Source organism: Bacteroidota bacterium, from assembly GCA_034439655.1.
Lineage (GTDB): Bacteria > Bacteroidota > Bacteroidia > UKL13-3 > UKL13-3 > CANJUD01.
The window spans coordinates 1-22,010 of sequence record JAWXAU010000075.1 but is presented as its reverse complement, the minus strand read 5'-3'; the positions used below and the strand labels follow the sequence as shown (position 1 = coordinate 22,010).

The window sequence follows — 22,010 nt, the reverse complement described above, 5'->3', positions numbered from 1 at the left end:
TTCCTTTTTGTGTAAAAAGGAAGCCCCGATAGTTATCGGAGTTCGCGGCGAGCGATACTACAATAAAATAAAGTGTCCGTTATAATTTGGCTTTTCTTACTTGAATTATGAAAGAGGTCTATTATAAAAACTGCAAACTCCCCGCTCCTCCCTAAATTCGCAAGCGTGAAATCAATCAAATACTGTCTGCTGATAGCTGTCCTTTGGGGTGGCTTTTCGGCATTTAGCCAGCAGCCTTATACTTGGCATTTAAGCGATGACGATGGTTTGCCCAGCAACGAAGTGTATCAAATATTTCAAGATAAAAAAGGCTATATATGGTTTGGAACTGATAATGGTGTGGCCAAATACGATGGTCGCAATTTTAAAGTATTCACCTGCGAAGGGCAAAGAGGAAAAGCACTTAGTTTTTTTAATGAAGACCCCAAGGGGCGAATTTGGTGTGTGAATTTTTCGGGTCAAATATTATATATAGAAAATGATAGTTTGCGGGTGCTAACTGCATGGGAAAAATACAACAAACTACATTTCCCCAATATTTGTATCGACCAAAATAATATTGTGTGGATTGCATCACAAAACAATCCAATATTTAGTTACAATCCCAGCACAAAATAATTTAAAGAACATCCTATACCTTATATTTCTAAATCTGCTTTTTATCAGATTGGTATCACGGGTTCTCAACTTTGGGTAGTTGCCGATTCGTTAGGTATCATGCAATATGATGGACACAATTTTTTGTCAGTTCCATTTGATAGATTAAGCAATAAAAACAAATCGAATAACTTATTGGGATACCTGCCCATACACCAGCCCGACGGTAGCCTGTTTGTAATAGAAAAAAATACAAACAAAGAAGTATATGAATTAAAAAATGGTAGAATAGTACCGCATCCAATTACCAAATGGGTGAAATCATTTGAAGGTTTTTATACCAATATTTTCAGAATGCCGAGTGGTGAATTATATGCAAGCACCTATAATGGATTACTATACTTTAAGAATGCCACAGCCGAACCTGAAGTTTTTTTGAAAGGCGAGCAAGTATCATATATAATACAAGACCGCGAAGGAAATATTTGGATTAGCACCCTCAAAAACGGGGTGTTTGTGATGCGTAACAGAAGTATACAAATGCTTAGTAGCGGCAATTCACAAATGCCAATTAATCCGCCAGCCTTTCTAGCCACAGATGGAAATGGAACCCTTTATTGTGCCCATAATAATGGATTGATAAGTATGATAGATGCCACTACCGGAAAATGGACAAAAACAATTGATGTAGGGGTAAAAAAAGATTGTGAATTATTACATTTTGATTTATATAATAATCGATTGTATGCAACTTACAATTCACTTATAGAATTAGATGCGAAGGGGAATATTATACAAGGAGGTTTAACAATACCGCATGCTAAAGGAATTGCAGTGGACGAACAGGGTAATTATATATATGCTGACCCAAATAATGCAGCCATCAGAAACAAAGAAAACAAACCCTGCTGCGGCAACTATCTCAATAAAACTTGGCTGAAAAATTTTAAGTGGATGACCCATGATGGGGAAACAGCTAAAAACCCAAAATGTTTTTTGCAGTTAGCCAATCAACGACCACGCTGTTTGTATTTAGATCGTGCAAATCAGACTATATGGACTTCATTTGTGGGAGGGATACAATACTTTAAAAATGGTGAAGCCAATAATCTACTCGATAAGTTTAGGAAACCAATTGTAGCATACAGATTTGCCGCTGCTACTGATGGCTCATTATGGGCAGGCACTACTGATCATGGATTAATTTGTATTAAAAACAACAGCATTATTAAACAACTCACAATTGCCGATGGGCTTCTGAGTAACTTTGTAAAAAGTCTCAGTGTTACAAAAAAAGGGGTTTGGTTTTATGCAGAAAAAGGGGTGCAGTTTTATAATTTTACAACAAGTAAAATAAGTAGCTTTACGCGTGAAGATGGATTGGTTGGAAATGATGTAAATGATATTTTGGCCACCGGAGGCAAAGTATGGATATGCACAAGCAAGGAATTCAGTTTTTCCCTGATGATTTGGACTGTTCGAGCAATACAGCACCACAAATATATATAACAGGTATTGCCATTGCAGAAAAAGACACTACACTATTCGATGGCATGAGTTTATCACACAATCATAACAATATCCGCATCGACTTCATAGGATTAGCATATAGTAGCAGGGGGCGTTTTGCATATCGGTATCGCTTGGTTGGGCTCGACAGCATTTGGGTAAACTCAGACAGTAGGAACAGTTTTGTCCGTTTCCCAAGCCTACCACCAGGTAATTATACTTTTGAAGTAATAGCAATGAATGAAGATGGTCTAGCCAGTGTGCCTGCTCAATTTCATTTTAATATTAACAAACCTTTTTGGCAAGCGTGGTGGTTTTATAGTATTATTTTACTTATAGCATTTATCACTTTGGGAATATTATATAAGATGAGAATGAAAGTGCTAGAAAAAAGAAATAATATAATAATTGAAAAGTCAAAATCGGAACAAGACTTACGGGCCAGTGAGCTTACAGCACTTAAGGCACAAATGAATCCTCACTTTATTTTTAATGCACTTAATAGTATACAAGAATTTATTTTGCTCAATGAAAAAGCAACCGCTCAAGAGTATTTGGGCAAATTCAGCAATCTCATCCGTCTATATCTCGACATGAGTCAAAAACAAAGCATTGGTATTGATGATGAAATTAAAACTTTACCTAGCACTGGAAAGTATCCGTTTCGAAGATACATTTACCTATAATATAACTGTTGACCCCAACATAAAGGTAGAAGAGAAATTAATACCGCCCATGATAATTCAACCTTATATAGAAAATGCATTGAAACATGGATTGCTTCACCGCAAAACCAATCGTAAACTCAACATCAATTTTGCCGCGAAGGACGATGAAACAATATGCTGTAGTATAGAAGATAATGGTATTGGGAGAAATGCAAGCATGCAGATAAATGAAAAGAGGGTAAAGAAATTTGATTCATTCAGCACCAGTGCCACAAGCCGCCGCTTGGAATTGTTAAACCACGGTAAGCACAAAACTATAGGAGTTGAATATCACGATTTGACAGACGAAGATGGCCTCCCGATGGGAACCTTGGTAAAAATATTTATCCCTGTTAGATAGATTTCAATAACAATAATATATACAACTATATATCTAATATTGCTACTTAATAAACGTTTTCCAGATATCGTTTCCAAATATGAGAACCATTAAAGTTAGCAGAATTATCATTCCTACTACTTGGGCTCTTTCCAATATTTTTTCGCTCAATGGGCGACGAATAATAATTTCAATTAATAAGAATACTACATGACCTCCATCGAGTGCTGGGATTGGTAATAGGTTCATAAATGCAAGTACCATCGATATCATAGCGGTGAGTGACCAAAACTTTGTCCAGTCCCAATATTCACCATAAAATTTCATGATACCTATGGGGCCTTGCACGGAATTGGAAGCTGATACTTCGCCAGAAAATATTTTGCCGAATCCTTTTAAGTTATCTGTAATAGTAGAGATGCCTTTGGTAATACTTGCGGAGAATGATTCGCCCAATGAATATTCTTTATGGTCTTGTTGAAATTCATCAAAGTTCTCCTTCATTAAAATACCTATTTTGCCTTCTTCACTTATTTTGCAGGGGAAGCTAACAGCTTTGCCAGCACGCCATACCTGTAACTCTATCGTTTTGTCCTTATAGTTTCCTAATGCTGCTATAAATTGATCTTGATATATGATAGTATCCGTGCTTACCTTCACAATTATATCTCCTTTTTCCACGCCAGCTTTCTTGGCATAATCTCCGTCAACTACATCTCCTACACTAAACTTAACTCGTGGCTGGATAAATCCTCCCTTAGTACTTTCTGATAGTTTATCGATAAAATTATTGGGGAGTATAATTGCCGAGTCTTTGCCATTGCGGTTTATATTGATAATTATATTGCTACCAAATAATATATCTGCCTTAAAAAGTTCGTCATAATATTTTATATCCTGTCCCACCACGCCCGTTATCATATCGCCTGTTTTAAAGCCTAATTCTTTACCCAGTTTCTCGGCAACTATCCCATATTTCATGCTTTTTAATGGCAAATGCTTTTCACCATTTACATAAAACAACATCCAAAAAATAAAGATACCCAATATAAAGTTTACAGTAACACCACCTAGCATTACAATCAATCTCTGCCATGCTGGTTTGGAGCGAAACTCCCACGATTGTGCTGGTTGTTTCATGGCTTCTTTGTCCATGCTTTCGTCAATCATCCCTGCTATTTTCACATAGCCGCCTAAGGGTAACCAACCCATTCCGTATTCTGTATCACCGCGTTTGAAAGAAAACAATTTGAAACCCCATGCATCAAAAAACAAATAAAACTTTTCTACTTTTATCCCGAATGCCCTCGCCGCCAAAAAATGCCCCATCTCATGCAGTACAATTAAGATTGATAATCCTAACAACATTTGGGAAGCCATTATTAAATAATTCATTTTTTATATAATTTTATTGTGATTTTTATTGGAAAATATTAATGTACAAAATTAAGCCATTGCCTTCATTGCACAATTTGTATAATATCAAGTTGGGGTAAAAAATTCTACGTTTCACTTCCTATTCCTATCCGAAAGGCAAAGCTCTGAAGCCAGTATCCGAGCCTCTGCATCGGTTTGGTATAAATCGTCCAAACTGGGCAATAGCTTAAAAGCTGCCTGCTGCAAGCATTCGCCAATAATATCACTCATTTGTATAAACCCAATTTTATCCTCCAGGAATGCTGCAACCACCACTTCGTTGGCTGCATTGAGCACACAAGCCGCATTACCACCTTTTGCACAAGCATCTATAGCCAATTGCAAGTTGGTGAAAGTATGATAGTCTGGTTTCTCAAAATTGAGACTGGGGAAGTTGGCAAAATCAAAACGCGGGAAATCATTCTTCAACCTTTGCGGAAAACCTAGTGCGTATTGTATGGGCAGTTTCATATCGGGCAAACCCAGTTGTGCCTTTAAGCTACCGTCGACAAACTGCACCAAACTATGTATAATAGATTGTGGATGAACTATGATATCTATTTGTTCATTCTTTAATCCGAACAACCACTTGGCTTCTATATATTCCAAGCCTTTGTTCATAAGGGTCGCCGAGTCGATGGTAATCTTGGCTCCCATTGTCCAATTGGGATGTTTCAGTGCTTGGGCTTTGCTAACTGCAGCAAGAAATGCCCTATCTTTTCCCCTAAAAGGGCCGCCCGATGCAGTGAGAATAACCTTCTCAATTTGATCAAGAGGCTCACCCACCAAACATTGAAATATGGCTGAATGTTCAGAGTCGACAGGAATAATTTCAACCCTATTTTCAATAGCAAGTTCACTGATAATACTTCCTGCCACAACCAGTGTTTCCTTATTGGCCAATGCTATATGTTTTTTTGCTTTAATGGCAGCGATGGTTGGTTTGAGTCCGCTGAAACCTACCATAGCAGTGAGCACCATATCAATGGTATCCATTTGCACCACTTGCTCAATGGCCTCGTTGCCACTATATACTTTTATAGCATGAAGCTTCAAAGCTTCTTTCACCTGATTATATTTTGTAGCATCCGATATTACCACCGCATTGGGTTGAAATTCGATGGCTTGCTCAATCAACAAATCGGCATTGCTGCCTGCGGTCAATACTTCCACTTCAAATAAGTTTCGCTGCTCCCGCATCACTTCTAAAGCCTGCGTTCCGATAGAACCAGTGCTACCTAGAATTGCTATATGTTTTTTCTTTTTCTCCATGTTTTTTTTAGTTTACAGTTGGCAGTTGGTCGTTTATGGTTGGCAGTTTAGCTCGCATTGAGACTGTTCGCTATCTACTGCCCAATGTCTACTGTTCACTGTCTACTGTCTACTGTTCACTGTTCACTGTCTACTGTCTACTATCTACTATCTACTACCCGCCGCGGCGGGCTGTCTACTGTCTACTGTCTATGTCTACTATTCACTGTCTACTACCCGCCGCGGCGGGCTGTCTACTATTCACTGTCTACTGTCCACTCCCTACGGCTTATACCCCGATTCCTTAAATATCTTATTATAATTTTTTTCTTTCATCAGCATTTCCAAAGTTACATTTTCATGTGTGTCCATATACTTTTTCACAATTTTGTATCCTACCCACGAACCCAATCGAGGAGCAGACTCTTGTGGCAATCCTTGTGTGAAAGGACCGTCCACAAAATAGCGTTCTGTTTTTTCTTTCTCATTACTATAAAAAAGTTTCTGCGAAGCAAAGTGTTCCCATACCTGTTTCTCATTTTTCTCCAACCATTTTATTTGCACTCCAGAATATAATCTTCTAATGCTATCATGCTCTTTGGGAATCATGGCATCAGTATAATATTCTTGCATACCACTCAAAATCATTCGCTGCATAAATAATGGGCTTTCGTCTTGCTCACCAAAAGTAAATCTATGCAAGGCGTCAGCTATCCGCTTGCCGAAATATTGAGGAGTGAATTTCTGATAGATATATTTGGGCAAATCGGGTAATGATTTATAGATAGCGTGTTCAGCTCCTAGAAAATAGTCCAAGCTTATACATATAGCTTTTTCAAACACCCCGCCATAAGCCCGCATGTCATTTTCAACGGTGATTAGCACAGGTAATGTTGCTTTTGGAAAATAATGTTTAAAGCGGCTGTAAACTTGTGCCGCTGCTTGGTCTATCTCCTTTGAATCTTTAAATTTTTCATGGACTTCCTTTTTTAAATACTGCATTCTCGAATTATTAAAAAGTAAGTGCTTTAGCGAGTCAAGAACTAATGGCTGTGGCATTTCAGGATATTGGCTCAACACAATTTGCGAAACCCAACCATAAAAAAAGTTTGGGTCGGCTCTTTTCAAACTATCGGTAAACTTAAAAAAATCGGCTTCTTTCAAATTCCAAATACGCTCATCAAGCCTAACAATATTAGGTTTGTATGCTTCCTCATCCACACTTACATCAAGCCTATTGTTTTTACAATTGCAAATGAAAAGCATTAGCAGACAAAGGGTTGAAATATTTCTCTTTGTTTTAAGGTTCATAAGTTCCAAATTTGCACTTCGATAAATAATGGGTCAAAAAGCCCACAAACATACATCTAACCTATAAACCTCAACTTTATTATATATGAAAAAGTTTTCAACTGTATTGCTCATCCTTGCAATTTGCAGCTCATCATTTGCCCAAACAGGCAAGAAACCTATTAAAACCCAACGCTTTGGTTTCCGTGCTTCACCCAACTTTTGTTGGATAAAATCAACCGACAAACTATTGGTAAATGATGGTGTCAAAATGGCTTTCAGCTATGGTTTTAACTTTCAAGAAAAAATAAATAAAACCCTTTGGTATGAAATCGGGATGGATATTTCAAGGATTGATGGAAGGTTAACCAATAATTACCCGCAAATCTTTAAACAAGTTACTCCCCTAAATGCAGATACCACTAATAAAGTTTCCTACAGCATGAAACTAAACTATATTGAGATTCCAATTTCTTTCGTAGGAAAAACTAACGAAATTGGTTATATGACATATACTTTTCAAGGAGGACTAACCCCAGCTATTTTATTATCACAAAATGCGACAATCAAAAAAGCTGATTCAGTTGGTGGTGATTTCAAAGGTAAATTAAACTCTAATCGTCCCGATGATTTTATTGCCACTTCCGATGACGTTAGCTTTTTCAGAATGGCATTTGTGATGGGTGCTGGCATGGAGTACGCTTTAACCAAAGACGTTTCTATTGTGGCCGGCATTCGTTATAGCAATGGCATGTTCCGCACCAATAAAAACAAAGCCTACGATAGCTATCGTACCAATTATTTTGCAATAAATGTAGGTATATTGTTTTAGTGAATAGTGAAAAACTAAACGTGAAAAGTATCGGTTAGCATTTATATAATACTATTCACAAGTGCCAAAAATAGCTCTTGCTCAGATTAACCCACATGTGGGAAATATCAAAGCAAACCTCGATAAAATTATATCATATACCCAGCAAGCCAAGAAGCAAGGTGCCTCATTGGTGGTATTCCCCGAGTTGGCCATTTGCGGCTACCCCCCACTCGATTTATTATACTTCGATGATTTCATAAAAAGCTGCACCGATGCTATAGCGGAACTAGCAGCAAGTTCGCATGAAATAGGAATTATTGTGGGCGGACCCTCTGTTAATCCTATTGCTGAGGGAAAAGATTTATTCAATTCTGCTTTTTATTTATACAAAGGCAAAATACAACAAGTGGTTCACAAAACATTATTGCCCACCTACGATGTGTTTGACGAGTACCGATATTTTGAACCCAACAAATCATTCAGCACCATTGAGCACGACGGAGTAAAGATTGCATTGACCATTTGCGAAGATATTTGGAACCTCACTGACGATCCTTTGTATACCCAAAATCCAATGTCGCAATTGCAAGATGCACATCTTATGGTTAATATTTCGGCCTCTCCATTTTCCTATAAGCAGCTTCATGCACGCACAGAAATTTTGCAGGCCAATGTCCTCAAATACAAGATGCCCATGGTATATGTGAACCAATGTGGTGCACAGACCGAGTTAATCTTTGACGGCGGCTCGATGGTAATTGCGACAAACGGGAATCAGTTATTAAAGTCAGATGCCTTTGAGGAATCGTTGGTTACAATTTCGTTAAGCGACCTATTGAAAAACCCTGTGGAAACATGCAGCACAGACAAAGAAAATGAATACGAACTTATTCACGATGCTCTCATTTTGGGCATACGTGACTATTTTCAAAAATCGGGTTTCACAAAAGGTATCCTTGGGCTTTCAGGCGGTGTAGACTCGGCATTGGTTTTATATCTTGCCTCAAAAGCTTTAGGTCCACAAAATGTTTTACCAGTCCTTCTCCCCTCTCAATATTCTTCTGCACATTCCATTTCCGACAGCGAACAATTGTGTGATAATATGGGTATTCAATTTAAAACTATTGGCATTAGTGATATTTTTGATAATTTCGTAGAAACCCTTCAACCTCATTTCGAAAACAAGGCTGCGAATATAGCCGAAGAAAATATACAGTCTCGAATTAGAGGGGTATTATTGATGGCTTTAAGCAATAAACATGGTCATATTTTGCTTAACACCAGCAACAAAAGCGAATTGGCGGTAGGTTACGGAACTTTATATGGTGATATGTGCGGCGGCTTATCAGTGATAGGCGATCTATATAAGACCAAAGTGTATGAACTGTGCCTCTATATAAATCGTGATCAAGAAATCATTCCCAGCAATATTTTAACTAAAGCTCCATCGGCAGAGCTAAGACCCGACCAAAAAGACAGCGACTCACTGCCAGATTATGATTTGTTGGATGCTATATTGCAACTTTACTGTGAAGAAAATCAATCGGCTAGACAAATAATTGAGCAGGGATTTGATTCTGAAACTGTAAACCGAACTTTGCATTTGGTGAACAACAGTGAATACAAACGAAAACAGACTCCACCTATCCTTCGGGTTTCGCCCCGTGCGTTCGGAATAGGACGCTTTTTACCCATCGTTGCGTCGTACAATTTGTAAGTGCTTGGTTTGCATGGGTACAAATTTTTAAAAATATTTTTGCCTAAAATACCCTTCTGCCTATATTTGCAGCCCGATAAGCGAGAGTAGCTCAGTTGGTAGAGCATCACCTTGCCAAGGTGAGGGTCGCGGGTTCGAGTCTCGTCTCTCGCTCGATAAAGGTGTTAGTGTGGTATTATTTCGGTAACTCACATCAACACCTTTTTTATTTAGTTATTTGAATAGATGCCGTGATGGTAATCCCGATAATTATCGGGAGGTAGACATCCCAGGACATTTATAATAGAGGGGAAGCTTGAGGGGTCAGTTCTTTATTTAATGCCGCGATGGTGGAATTGGTAGACACGCAGGACTTAAAATCCTGTGGCTTCACGGCTGTGCGGGTTCAAGTCCCGCTCGCGGTACGGGTTCTCAAGAGTTTTGATTCTTGAAAAAAACTTAGGTACAACATTGGTACAACAAATAAGATTGTTGTACCTTTTTTATTTTTACAAGGTATTATGTTTATGCGATAATATCGAAACTCAATATATAATAGTCCAAAAGAAAGGGACTAATCCCCTCCCACGCTTTCGGGATGTAGTTCGGCATTACCATTCTAAAAACTAATCCGCCTCAGGCGGAGAGCTATTATAGTTTAAGAATTGGTATAAGGAATGAAATGATCTTGTCGCAAATAGTTACTAAATTTGCAACAATAAACAAACTAATACATGACTAAAAGCATTGAAATACAGGTACTAAATAAAATCGGTAAAGCCAGACGGGGTTCGCTGTTTTTTCCTGAAAATTTCCTGAATCTCGGCACTGCCAAAGCGGTAGGTAAAGCCCTAATTATATAGAAAAGCAAATAGATGAAATTCCTGCCTACTGGTAGGCAGGGTATACAAACTACATGATTTGACGGAAGAAGAAAACACCACTATTGAAAATAAAAAAAGGATGAGTAAAAAAATAAAACCAGCCGAAAATGGCTTTAACGAGATATTGCTCTATACCACACCAAACGGAAAGGTGAAGGTTGAAATCTATTTACAAAATGAAACCATTTGGCTCACCCAACAAAAAATTGCCGACTTGTTTGGAGTGGATAGAACGGTAATTACAAAGCACATCGGCAATATTTTTAAAGAAGGGGAATTGAATGAAGCAGTGGTAGGTGCAAATTTTGCACATACCACTCAACACGGTGCTTTCAAAGGAAAAACACAGGAAACAGTTGCAAAGTATTATAATCTTGACCTGATTATTCCCGTTGGCTACCGTGTAAATAGCACCAGAGCAACAGCGTTTCGTATTTGGGCAACGGAAAGATTGAAAGAATATATCATCAAAGGTTTTACAATGGATGATGAACGGTTGAAAAACCCAAACAATATTTTTGGCAAAGATTATTTTGAAGAACAGCTTGCCCGTATTCGTGACATACGTAACAGCAAAAGAAGATTCTATCAAAAAATAACCGACATCTATTCATCTTGCAGTGCCGATAATAGTAGCGAAAATGAAACCACAAAAAAGTTTTTCGCAACCGTTCAAAATAAATTACATTTTTCTATAACAGGGCAAACCGCAGCCGAACTTATTTCAACACGGGTTGACAGCACTAAGGAAAACATGGGATTAACAACCTGGAAAAATGCACCGCAAGGGAAAATAAGAAAAACAGATATAGGCATTGCAAAAAAATATTTGAACGAAAAAGAATTGAATGGATTAAACCGAATCGTTACAATGTATTTGAACTAAGCCCTATTGCAGGCAAGCAAAGGTATAGTGATGTATATGAGCGATTGGGTAAAAAAATTAGATGCGTTTCTGCAATTTAACGAAGCAGCTATTTTAAGAGATGCAGGACGGGTTACACATGCAGGATTGGCTTTGGCTGAAAAGGAATTTGAAAAGTATAGTATGGAGCAGGATAAATTGTTGGAAAGTGATTTTGACAAGGCAATAAAAAAACTTAAAGATAAATAATTACATATCGGACACTAGCAAATTAGAAAAGCAAATAGCTGAAATCGTTTACAAACGGTATCAACTGACCGAGAAAGTAATAAAAATCATAGAAAAAAAATAAAACATATTTTTATTCACGAACACCATTAAAAAATAGAAGTGAAGTGAGTAAATTATGATATTAAAAAGAGAAAAATAAAAAATATATTCAATATGAAACGTCAAAAAGTATGGATGTTCACAGGTATTCCAAAAAGCAAGGAAAAGCTTAGTGAGTCAGAAAAAATTAAAATACAAAATCAATGTCAGCCGCTACTAGAAGTGTTGAAAAAAAAATATATCCAAAATGATATTAATAAGGAGTATAGTCAACTCGTAGACATCTATACTAGATGGTATCGGAACTATTTTTATTTTTGCGAAAAAATAAAATCAGAACATCCGGACAGAATCATGGATGAATTTGAAAAAAACTTTGTGCGGTTAGAATATTGTGGCAAAGACCAATTTAAGTTTTCCTATTTCTGGCATAACATCAGTAAATTTCAATTTATGGGAACCATGCAACATGCGTTGCGAGTTTTGTTTCGAAACTTTTCAAGATGTGAAAAAAAGTATTCTCCCCAAAGGTCATCTTCAAAAAAATGATGCCATAGCAGTTGTATTACAGCTTGCTAAATTGGGTTTCAGGCTGGGTAAAACTTAAAATTCTGTGGTTTCACGGCTGTGCGGGTCTGCCTGTCGGCAAACAGGTTCAGGTTTCGCTAGCGGTACACAATTAAGCTCTAATTTTCAGGGCTTTTTTTATGCTTGTTTTTGCGATAAGTTTGTGGTCTAAAATTATTCATACGCATTTACAAATGATCACCATACACGGAATAAAAAATTGTGATACCATGCAAAAGGCCTTTAAATGGCTCGACGCAAATAAAGTTCCATATAATTTTTACGATTATAAAACAACGCCTCCCACAGAAGGTATAGTTAAAGAATGGCTGACGCAGATTCCTATAGAAATATTGGTGAATACCCACTCGACCACTTATAAAAATCTTAGTGATTCGCAGAAAGCTGATGTATTAAAACCTCCCAAATGTTTTGGTATTATTCAAGAAAACCCTTCTATACTTAAAAGGCCAATACTTGATATTGATGGAAAATATATAGTAGGATTTGATGGGGAGAAATGGAGGAAGGAATTATGATTTTGTTCGCCGCGGTGAATGGGTTTGCATTGCCAATACACTTGAAACAAATGTTTTTACCTGCGGGCATACTTGCATTCCTACTATATTCACACTTTGATTATTATCCAAGTGTGAAGTTCTCATATTATGGTGGTATTTAGTTCATCGAACTCTTCACTAATTTATACTTTCAAAAAAAAACTGAAAACCATTTACCCCAAAAAGTCTATAATTGCACTTAAATTATTGTGGCCTACTTAATAAAAACCCAGCATGATTAAATATTATACCCGAATCATTTATTGTTTTTTTGCTATCGCCTTCACCAGTGCAATGGCTGATAGTTTAAGCAACAGTGCCCCCGCGTCAACCACAGGTGCCCCGGGCGAAAAAGATTGCACCACTAGTGGTTGCCACGAGTCATTTGCACTCAATAGTGGACAGGGTAGCAATACTTTGAGTGTACTAAATGGTGCAAGCAATTATATTCCTTCAAATACTTATACCCTTACCGCTGAGGTTGCTCACCCCAATCTCAACAGATTTGGATTTCAAGTAGTAGCCATCAAAGACAAGGACAGCAGCAATGTGGGAACTTTTACCTGTACTGAACAATCGAGAACACAACTCATTTCTGGTGCCGGGGGATTTGCCAACAGGAATTATATAACATATACTTACGATGGCACCAATGCTGTTTCGCAAGGCAAAGGCAAATGGCAGTTTAACTGGACAGCCCCAGTCACCAACGAAGGAAATATTACCTTCTATTTGGCTACCGTTGCTGCCAATGATGATGGAAACGATTTGGGCGATTACTGTTATACAAAATCATTGACACTTCAATCTGCTACCACAAGTATAAAGCAAAGCGAAAATAATATAATGTTTAATGTATTCCCCAATCCTGCAAACGATAAAATTGCTATCTCTTATTATTTGGATAAACCCTCCAGTATCAATATAGAATTATATGATATAAAAGGCAATAAATTGCAACAACAAACTTTGGTAAAAGGCTTTACAGGCAATAACCTAGTAGAAATGAATTTGCACGAACATGAAGCAGGTATCTATTTTATTAAATTAGAAATGGACAATAAAAGTATGTTCGAAAAAATCATCCTTTTTAACTAAAACTATATCCCAAGTATGAAAAAAAATATCATCACGGCTTCATTTACTATTATATTATTCTTGTTTTATTCTTTAATTGCCAAAAACGATGGCGGCCCTCCCTATAATACAAAAGCACCTGGAGAAAAATCGTGCAGTGGGACAGAAGGAGCCAATAGCTGCCATAGCGGTGGTATTGCCGACAATGCTGGGCCGGGAACTGCATCCATCATTTTCGACAATGGGAACACAACATATATACCGGGCCAAACATATATTATTAAACCCCGCATTACACATTACACCTTAAATAAATTTGGGTTTCAAATTGTTTCCCTTCGTAACAGTGACAACAAATTTACGGGCACCATCACACTTATTGATACAAACAAAACCAGAATGCAAAGTCCTACTTGGGGCTCTTACCAAGACCGTAATTTTGTGATGCACAGAATTGCAGGCACCGCACCCGTATCAGCCAATACGGGCGAATGGACTTACCAATGGAAGGCACCAAGCACCAACCAGGGAGCCATTACTTTTTATGCAAGTATGCTTGCTGCCAATGGCGATAACGCCAGCGATAAGAACGACCAAACTTATAATACCAAACTTATTATTACACCTTTCAATACTATTGAAAATGTTTCTACTGAACCCGTTGTTTCTGTCTATCCAAATCCTATAAATGATAATCCCAATATTACCCTTCATTTGGCAAATGCCCAAGCTTTACATTTTGAAATTATAGATTTGAATGGTAAAAATGTATATAATACCACTGAGCAAAAACCAAACACTGGCACACAAGTTTATCATCTGAATAATTTAAACTTAAGCTCAGGAATATATTTATTGAAAATAACTGGCATTGATTTTTCTTCAGTTAGAAAAATTGTAGTGGAATAACAATTCTCATTGCGACACGAAGTTTCAGGATTCTCCAAGTGACTCACCTCACCACCCAAGCATCCCAAAGGCTTGATTATCTATGCCATTCTCTACCATAGCAATCCACATTACAGGGAAATCCCTTTTCCAAAGCAGGGAAATCCATTGTTTTTTATTTGGTTTTTCATCCTTTTATTTGCACCATAACCATTTAAATTTCTTAAAACATGGCATACGATATACTATCGCTCGACGGCGGAGGCACTTGGGCTTTAATCCAAGTAAAAATATTACAACAACGCTATGGCATAGCTGCCAAAGGGCATGATATTTTAAAGAATTACGATTTGGTTATTGCCAACTCAGGCGGAAGCATGGTGCTTGCCGCTTTGTGCGTCAACAAATCTCTTAGCGAAATTGAAACCATGTTCCTATCCCAAGATGTTTTGGAGACCATTTTTGTTAGAAAGTTCTGGAGCCGATTGAATCCTTTAGGAGGTTTCTTTCCGCGATTCAAGACCGAAGAAAAACCTAAGGGCTTAACCGCACAACTAGGACCCGATTGCAAAAAACTAATGACGGAATTACCTACCCATATAGGCAAGCCCGAGCTACAAATTATTATAACAGGTTTCGATTATGACCGAGAACGAGCAGTATATTTTCGTTCCAATCTGGGTAGCAAACTCGAATCCTCTTATATACAAAGTACCGTGACAGGATCTCAAATCAGTGAATTCAAAACGTTAAGATTAATTGATGCAATTCATGCCTCCAGCAATGCACCTGTGCAGTTTTTCGATAACCCCGCCGAATTCAATTATGTTTTGACTAATGATCCTACAAAAGTTACGGCAAAACGCAGGTTTTGGGACGGAGCAATTGGCGGAAATAATAACCCTATCACTGCAGGAATATTAGAAGCATTGGCCAATGGTGCCCAAAGAAATGAAATACGAATTGCCAGCCTAGGAACTGCCAACACGTTACTACCAATTTCATTTGGCGATAGCGGAGAGCATACAAGTAACTATGATTGGCTTACAAAAAAAGGTAAAAATGAAGGCCCTGCTGCCGACATCAAAAAACTTTCAACTTCCGTTATCAGCGACCCTCCCGATGCTGCAACATTTATTGCACATCAAATATTGGAACTCCCATTTATACAAAACGATATTCGCCTTATTAGGATGAACCCCCTGTTAAAGCCAATACTAAATACTGCCAACGGTGAATGGGAAAAACCAGGAATCGATTGGGACGAAGCCAAGCTCGAACATCTTTTCAATATGGATATGGCAGTAACCAATGGCGAAGATGTACAACTCATCAGCAAGATGGCCGATCAATATTTTGAAGACTATTTCGACAACCAAGGTATAAGAGTAGGTGGCGAAAAACTAGATGCCATCCTAGGGCACAAGAAATTTAGCGAGGCACTGGGTGATTGGAAAAGGTGGTAACCCTAATATAATAAATCTCATTCATCATTCATCATTCATAACTTCTACCTACTTTCCCCTATTACATTGTTCAACAACATTACTAGATTTTCCACTTTCTTGTTATCTTCAACTGCGGGTTTTCTTGTTATTGTATCATTGCTTCCAATAGACTCATTCCCAATCTGATTATTGCCGAGAATAGCTTTTTTTCCATTCGAATATTATACTTGCAATGCCATGAAATGACTGTGGTTACGCTGCTTTCCAACCCTAGTGCCTTTTGTTGAATACCAAAAATAATCGAATTTGTTTATGGCAGAAAATGGAATCCGTTCTGTTGAGGGGATTAAATAATAATTATACTTTGTTAATGTAATTTCTTTGGAATCTAAGTCTATGATTGTTTTTTCATCGGGAATAAAAAAAGCAATCGGGAATGCGATTATGAATACCATATAAAATAAAATAGTATTGATTCGTGCCGAATATACTTTAATTTTCGGAAGCTTAGGAATAACAACACTTAGCACAGCATAAATAACATACCCAATTATATAAAAAACAATAAACCTACGTGTAGCTGAAGTATCGTTCGTTAACATATCACCACTGGTATTGGTAAGGTAATATTTGCTTAAGGAAAAATAATTGTTTTGAAAAGAACCAAGGGCAATTTTCAGGGGATCCTCTGTGTTCTTGTTATATATCCAATTCAATATATACTCAATCATATAAACAGCCAAAATGATTCCAGCGATTTTTAAAATGACGAGCCAACAGCCATTATTGAGCTTTGTTTTTTTTTATAGGTTCTTCCAATGTCATCCTGAGTTTGTCGAAGGGTTATTTTACGTTTTAATATTAGTTATTTTCCAGCAGATACACCACTTTTTGTCAGTTGATATCCGATCCCGTTTCCAGCAGCAGCTTGTGTTCATCAATACTAGTTATTCTGTAGTTCATTTCCATGTTATACTGCAAACTTAAGGTTCCGGTTTGTGCACTACCTACAAAAAATCTTTAACTAACAAAGCCCTTCAAAACGCCACCGGCGGCGGACATATTTCATAGATTGCCCACAAATGTAAAGCAAAAACCTAATTAGAAACCAAGTAGTTAAATATTTTTTATCGTAATAAAAACGCAGCACTCATAAACAATTAAAATCCACCCCTGAAAATTTAACCAATTCAGCCTTCAAACAACAAGCTTCACAAGTCAATTTATACAAAAGATTAGGGCTAAAAAATAACATAACAGGTTCGTTTGGGTAAAAGATGATGGTAAAATAAAAGACGACAGAGTAATTGAATCACTACTCGAACCGTCCACGATAGCTATCATGATGCAATCGGCTCGCAAAACGAATTGGGTTTTATAACCCACTAGGTATATATATAATCACCACATGCTACACCTCTAAAGAAATAAGTTGTTTTAACTCTTTATCATTGAGTTCGCCTAACCATTTCTCCCCTGTTGCAACGGTTAAATTTGCCAGCTTCTTTTTGCTGATAATCATTGCGTCTATTTTTTCTTCTAGGGTTCCTTTGGTAATTAATCGGTGAACGATAACATTTTGTTTTTGTCCGATACGGAAAGCCCTATCGGTTGCCTGTGCCTCCACTGCGGGATTCCACCACAAGTCGAAATGAATAACATTGGCTGCTGCGGTAAGATTGAGCCCCGTTCCTCCAGCTTTTAAACTTAATATAAAAGTGTCGGCCATTTTGGTGTTTTGAAACGCATCAACCATTTCATCTCTTTGTGCCCTAGTGCAACCTCCATGTAACAACAGCGATTTTTTACCAAAGTGGGCATGTATAATTTGCTGTAGCATTTCAGCCATTTCTTTGTATTGTGAAAATATAAGAACCTTCTCATTATTCTCATATATATTTTCCAAAATTTGCAGTAGCAATTGGGCTTTCCCCGATAATTCAGGAATGATATGATCGTTCTTTAAATATTGTGCTGGGTGGTTACAAATTTGTTTTAATACCACCAACAATTTCAGTATAATTCCCCTCCTATTTATCCCTTCTGCTTGTTCAATCTCTAGCATCAAATCATGCGTAATGTTTTTATACAATGCCGCCTGTTCCTTTGTTAAAGAGCAGTATTGATTGTTCTCTATTTTTTCAGGCAAATCATCTATAATACTTTTATCTGTTTTTATTCTTCGCATAATAAACGGAGCTGTAACTGCTTTAAAATTTTTCAGTTGTTTTTTATCTTGGTTTATTTCTATCGGCTTTGCAAATTCAGTATTAAACCAATTGATGTTACCCAAATAGCCCGGATTGGCAAAATCAAAAATACTCCAATACTCACTCAGCCTGTTTTCGACCGGTGTGCCGCTCATGGCTATTTTTATTTTGGCAGGAATTGATTTGATACTTTTTGTTTGGGCAATATCGGGGTTCTTGATATTCTGTGCTTCATCAACAATTACTGCATACCATTTCGTTTTTTTCAATTTTTCAAGATCGGTTCTTGCAACCCCATAAGTGGTAATTACCACATCAATATCTTTTGTTTCAAATTTTCTGCCCGGCCCATGAAAGGTATGTAAATTTAAGTCAGGAGAAAATTTCTTGAGTTCGTTTGCCCAGTTAGTAAGCAAAGTAGTTGGCACCACAACAAGTGCAGGCTGGTTCTTGAGAAAGCCCTCCTCTTTAAATTTGAGCAACGCCGTAATTACCTGCACTGTTTTCCCCAAACCCATATCATCGGCCAGTACAGAACCCAAACCAAGTTTTGCATTTTTATATAACCAACTAAAACCTCTGTACTGATAAGGCCTCAAGGTAGCAATCGAGTTTTTTGGCAGCGTTGTTTCTTCAGCTTTTAAAAGCTTATCAATTTCATTTTTTAGTTTCCTATCTATCTGCACAGGACTGTTATCATATTCATTACATAAAGCAGCCTGAAGTAGCTGGAAACTGTTTGGCATTCGTGGTTTTTCTAATCGTTCAATCACCTTTTTAACCAGTTCTTCATCCATCATCACGTATTCTTCTTTTATTTTCACTAAGCCATAAGTATTTTTCGCCAATGCTTCAAATTCAGCTTGTGTTATAAAAGTATTTCCCATCGCCACCCGCCATTCAAATGAAATCAAATCATCTAATGAAAAATACTTCCTGTTTTTTTCCTTCGCAGATAAAGCCATCGTAACTTGTGGCTTTAGTAAGTTCCTTAAACTCTTTGGCAACAAGGCTTTAATACCAAATAAATTAAGGGCAGGTAATACCTTTCTCAATATATCCGATAAGGTTTCTGTAGTATATTTAAGCTTCTGTTTTCCTTCTGTTTCAATCACAACATTCAACTCGGGGTAATACTCGCCCAATAAATTTAGGTTTTTTAGCAACTGCATTTTTTGCTCCCCTATATTATTTCTCAAAAAGGTATATAAACTTTCGACAGATGCTATATTTTTTTTGATACTTTTTACCAAAATCTCAACCTCAAATCCTTCATCATTGTTTAACTCAGTTACTTGTATGATGGGAGTTACGTCCTTATTCCCAATAAAAAAACGCTTAAGCCACAAATGTATACTATTGGGAATTTGTTGCTCACTGAATTGGCTAAAAGAATGAACTTTGTCATTGAAAAATATATCGAATACCTTAGTATCAATAGCTGTATATTTCTTAGGCAAGGTTAATAAATTAAAAGCCCCTTTAATAGAATTATTGATGAATAAAGAACAGACCAACATCAGGGCTTCTTCTTTGTTCGTAGATAAAACCTGTTTAGCTGTACTTGTTTTTGACGTCTTTTTATCAATCCCTTTTTGTATATAAACGCTATCGGAAGGAAGCCAATCTAGCAATGATTGAAAAACTTTATTGATGCTATCATTTAACAGGGCAGGCACCCATTGAATCTTATAATGCGTGTCGGCAGAATATTGAAAAATTCTAGGCAGGATTCCCGATCTTTCAACTAGGATATTGCAGAACCGAAAAGCTCGATATAACACGTTAAATGAATCAGAATAATTTACCAAATGCTTACTTTCTGTTTGGGCCAAGAGTATAAGCAACTGTTCGAGAGTTAAGGGGTTTTGCTTGCCGTTAATCGAGCTTTCGATTAATATAGTGCCATTGTTGCTGAAATTAATTTTAAAATCGTGAAATCGTTTTTCTTCATGGATGCTTTTCGCTTCTGCCTTTTGTATTTGCAAACTTTTACTTTCAAGTTTTGCTGCATGTTTATAAACGGATTGTATTTGCGATTTAAAATCACCAGAATAAAATAGTGTGTTGGACAAAAACAGATTTGGTATAATTTGCTGCAAATTTTCTACCAATGAAAAATCAGGTATTTCTTTTAACAATAGGTTAGCGGCCTTTGGCTTCTTTTCTTCTATACAATCATCAAAACAAATTATCCGCTCTTTTTCTAAACTACTTATATTAATATTGAGCTTTGCCAACTCGGCTAGCAAATCAAAATTGTGAAGTTTAAAAACCAAAAAAGGGTTTTGGTCAATCTCATTTGCAATCATGTATATAACTGCGGCTAGGTGTTTACAAGGTACCGCCCAATCAGGGCAATTGCAGTTGAGTTTAATATCCTGCCAACTTTGCGGAAAAAGTTTAACCTTATTTTTCTCGGCAATTTCCATCAGGTTTGTAGGCAGTTCACGGTTCAGTAAGCGAGATAATATCAGGGGATTTCCTTTTATGTTATTAAGGAAAATATTCTTCTCTGGATCAAAAAAAGGAGGAACGATAATATTGACAATATAGGGTTTCGGTCTGCTCCCATTTACTTTAGCCTCAATAATATTGTTTGTAATTTTTATAGTTGATACTGCACCTTTACGGGCGTAACTTTTACCCCTATCGAGTCTATTGTCAAAATCAATTCTGTCTAAAGCTTTGAGCCACTGTTGCCCCCACCAAGTACGTCCAAAATCTTGTTTAGTATTGCTTTTAAGAATTGCTGTATCATCCATTATTGTGTCTGATTTTAAGGTGAGAGATTTAATATTACAAACATAATTGATTTTTGAAAGAACTATATATACTTTCAAACAATGTTCTACCGAATTATCAACGGATAAAACAAGGATAAAAGTATCAAAATATGATGAGTGACATTGAAATGCATTCGTATGGAAAGATCAGACGGCAGTGCTAGAGGTAAAACTAAAAAACCCCATCTAAATTAATAGACGGGGTTTTAAATAATCCGGCGACGACATACTTTCCCAGATTTTACTCAAGTATCATCTGCCCTGACTGGCTTAACTTCTCTGTTCGGAATGGGAAGAGGTGGACACAGTCGGTATAATCACCAAAAAGATCATAAAGTTCTTATAAATTTGACATGAAAAGAAAGAAAATGTAAGATTGGAGTACGTTACCTGCGTTAAGGTATAAAAAATTTATTAAGTCTTCAGACAATTAGTACTGGTTAGCTTTGATGTTACCACCTTTACACTACCAGCCTATCAACGTAGTAGTCTTCTACGGTCTTCAATGAGATCTCATCTCGAGGTGAGTTTCATACTTAGATGCTTTCAGCATTTATCTCGTCCATACTTAGCTACTCTGCACTGCGGTTGACACCACAACAGATACACCAGAGGTATGTCCAACCCGGTCCTCTCGTACTAAGGTTAGGTCCTCTCAAATCTCAAACGCTCGTATCAGATAGGGACCGAACTGTCTCACGACGTTCTGAACCCAGCTCGCGTGCCACTTTAATCGGCGAACAGCCGAACCCTTGGGACCTTCTCCAGCCCCAGG

At 37.2% G+C, this 22,010-nt stretch carries 16 protein-coding genes, 2 tRNA genes, 2 rRNA genes and 1 pseudogene; 14 read left to right on the top strand and 7 right to left on the bottom strand.

The window, feature by feature from the left end:
* Window positions 1-165: 165 nt before the first annotated feature.
* From SGJ10_04770 to SGJ10_04755, 4 genes are all read left to right on the top strand, one after another.
* A complete protein-coding gene (locus tag SGJ10_04770) occupies window positions 166-618 on the top strand; it encodes a two-component regulator propeller domain-containing protein (GenBank protein ID MDZ4757437.1) in 453 nt (150 codons plus the stop codon).
* 99 nt (window positions 619-717) lie between these two features.
* Complete coding sequence (locus SGJ10_04765; protein MDZ4757436.1) at window positions 718-2,106, top strand: two-component regulator propeller domain-containing protein; 1,389 nt, start codon at window positions 718-720, stop codon at window positions 2,104-2,106.
* Complete coding sequence (locus SGJ10_04760; GenBank protein ID MDZ4757435.1) at window positions 2,031-2,792, top strand: histidine kinase; 762 nt, start codon at window positions 2,031-2,033, stop codon at window positions 2,790-2,792. The genes SGJ10_04765 and SGJ10_04760 overlap by 76 nt, the downstream gene beginning before the upstream one ends.
* Entirely contained in the window at window positions 2,728-3,174 is a 447-nt protein-coding gene (locus SGJ10_04755; GenBank protein MDZ4757434.1) for a hypothetical protein, read from the top strand. Before SGJ10_04760 ends, SGJ10_04755 begins: the two co-directional genes overlap by 65 nt.
* 42 nt (window positions 3,175-3,216) lie before the next feature.
* Here the strand turns inward: SGJ10_04755 and rseP are convergent, their stop codons facing one another.
* The 3 genes from rseP to SGJ10_04740 all read right to left on the bottom strand — a co-directional run bounded on the left by rseP (window position 3,217) and on the right by SGJ10_04740 (window position 7,086).
* Window positions 3,217-4,548 (bottom strand): RIP metalloprotease RseP, encoded by a 1,332-nt coding sequence (gene rseP / locus SGJ10_04750; protein MDZ4757433.1) that lies wholly within the window; start codon window positions 4,546-4,548, stop codon window positions 3,217-3,219.
* A gap of 114 nt (window positions 4,549-4,662) precedes the next feature.
* Window positions 4,663-5,841, bottom strand: a complete 1,179-nt coding sequence (locus SGJ10_04745) for a 1-deoxy-D-xylulose-5-phosphate reductoisomerase (protein ID MDZ4757432.1) — start codon at window positions 5,839-5,841, stop codon at window positions 4,663-4,665.
* 261 nt (window positions 5,842-6,102) lie between these two features.
* A complete protein-coding gene (locus SGJ10_04740; GenBank protein MDZ4757431.1) occupies window positions 6,103-7,086 on the bottom strand; it encodes a hypothetical protein in 984 nt (327 codons plus the stop codon).
* A gap of 130 nt (window positions 7,087-7,216) precedes the next feature.
* Between SGJ10_04740 and SGJ10_04735 the strand changes: the two genes are divergently transcribed.
* The 10 genes and pseudogenes from SGJ10_04735 to SGJ10_04690 all read left to right on the top strand — a co-directional run bounded on the left by SGJ10_04735 (window position 7,217) and on the right by SGJ10_04690 (window position 16,257).
* On the top strand, window positions 7,217-7,942 hold the full coding sequence (locus tag SGJ10_04735) for an outer membrane beta-barrel protein (protein ID MDZ4757430.1): 726 nt from the start codon (window positions 7,217-7,219) through the stop codon (window positions 7,940-7,942).
* Between the two features lie 61 nt (window positions 7,943-8,003).
* Window positions 8,004-9,641, top strand: a complete 1,638-nt coding sequence (locus tag SGJ10_04730; GenBank protein ID MDZ4757429.1) for an NAD+ synthase — start codon at window positions 8,004-8,006, stop codon at window positions 9,639-9,641.
* An 80-nt stretch (window positions 9,642-9,721) separates the two neighbouring features.
* A tRNA-Gly gene (locus SGJ10_04725) sits at window positions 9,722-9,794 on the top strand.
* Window positions 9,795-9,961: 167 nt separating this feature from the next.
* Window positions 9,962-10,045: transfer RNA gene (locus SGJ10_04720), tRNA-Leu, on the top strand.
* 538 nt (window positions 10,046-10,583) lie between these two features.
* Window positions 10,584-11,618, top strand: a pseudogene (locus SGJ10_04715) (virulence RhuM family protein).
* A gap of 195 nt (window positions 11,619-11,813) precedes the next feature.
* Window positions 11,814-12,248: a hypothetical protein gene (locus SGJ10_04710; protein MDZ4757428.1), complete on the top strand. Its 435-nt coding sequence runs from the start codon at window positions 11,814-11,816 to the stop codon at window positions 12,246-12,248.
* Window positions 12,249-12,460: 212 nt separating this feature from the next.
* Window positions 12,461-12,805, top strand: coding sequence for a Spx/MgsR family RNA polymerase-binding regulatory protein (locus tag SGJ10_04705; protein MDZ4757427.1), 345 nt, complete (start codon window positions 12,461-12,463; stop codon window positions 12,803-12,805).
* 255 nt (window positions 12,806-13,060) lie between these two features.
* Window positions 13,061-13,924, top strand: coding sequence for a choice-of-anchor V domain-containing protein (locus tag SGJ10_04700; protein MDZ4757426.1), 864 nt, complete (start codon window positions 13,061-13,063; stop codon window positions 13,922-13,924).
* A gap of 15 nt (window positions 13,925-13,939) precedes the next feature.
* Window positions 13,940-14,812, top strand: a complete 873-nt coding sequence (locus SGJ10_04695; protein MDZ4757425.1) for a choice-of-anchor V domain-containing protein — start codon at window positions 13,940-13,942, stop codon at window positions 14,810-14,812.
* Window positions 14,813-15,021: 209 nt separating this feature from the next.
* Complete coding sequence (locus tag SGJ10_04690) at window positions 15,022-16,257, top strand: patatin-like phospholipase family protein (protein MDZ4757424.1); 1,236 nt, start codon at window positions 15,022-15,024, stop codon at window positions 16,255-16,257.
* 203 nt (window positions 16,258-16,460) lie between these two features.
* Here SGJ10_04690 and SGJ10_04685 read toward each other — a convergent pair whose 3' ends face one another.
* From SGJ10_04685 to SGJ10_04670, 4 genes are all read right to left on the bottom strand, one after another.
* On the bottom strand, window positions 16,461-16,970 hold the full coding sequence (locus SGJ10_04685; protein MDZ4757423.1) for a hypothetical protein: 510 nt from the start codon (window positions 16,968-16,970) through the stop codon (window positions 16,461-16,463).
* A 680-nt stretch (window positions 16,971-17,650) separates the two neighbouring features.
* Complete coding sequence (locus tag SGJ10_04680) at window positions 17,651-21,214, bottom strand: DEAD/DEAH box helicase (GenBank protein ID MDZ4757422.1); 3,564 nt, start codon at window positions 21,212-21,214, stop codon at window positions 17,651-17,653.
* 234 nt (window positions 21,215-21,448) lie between these two features.
* Window positions 21,449-21,560 (bottom strand): 5S ribosomal RNA (rrf, locus tag SGJ10_04675).
* An 85-nt stretch (window positions 21,561-21,645) separates the two neighbouring features.
* Window positions 21,646-22,010 (bottom strand): 23S ribosomal RNA (locus SGJ10_04670); the annotation flags it as partial.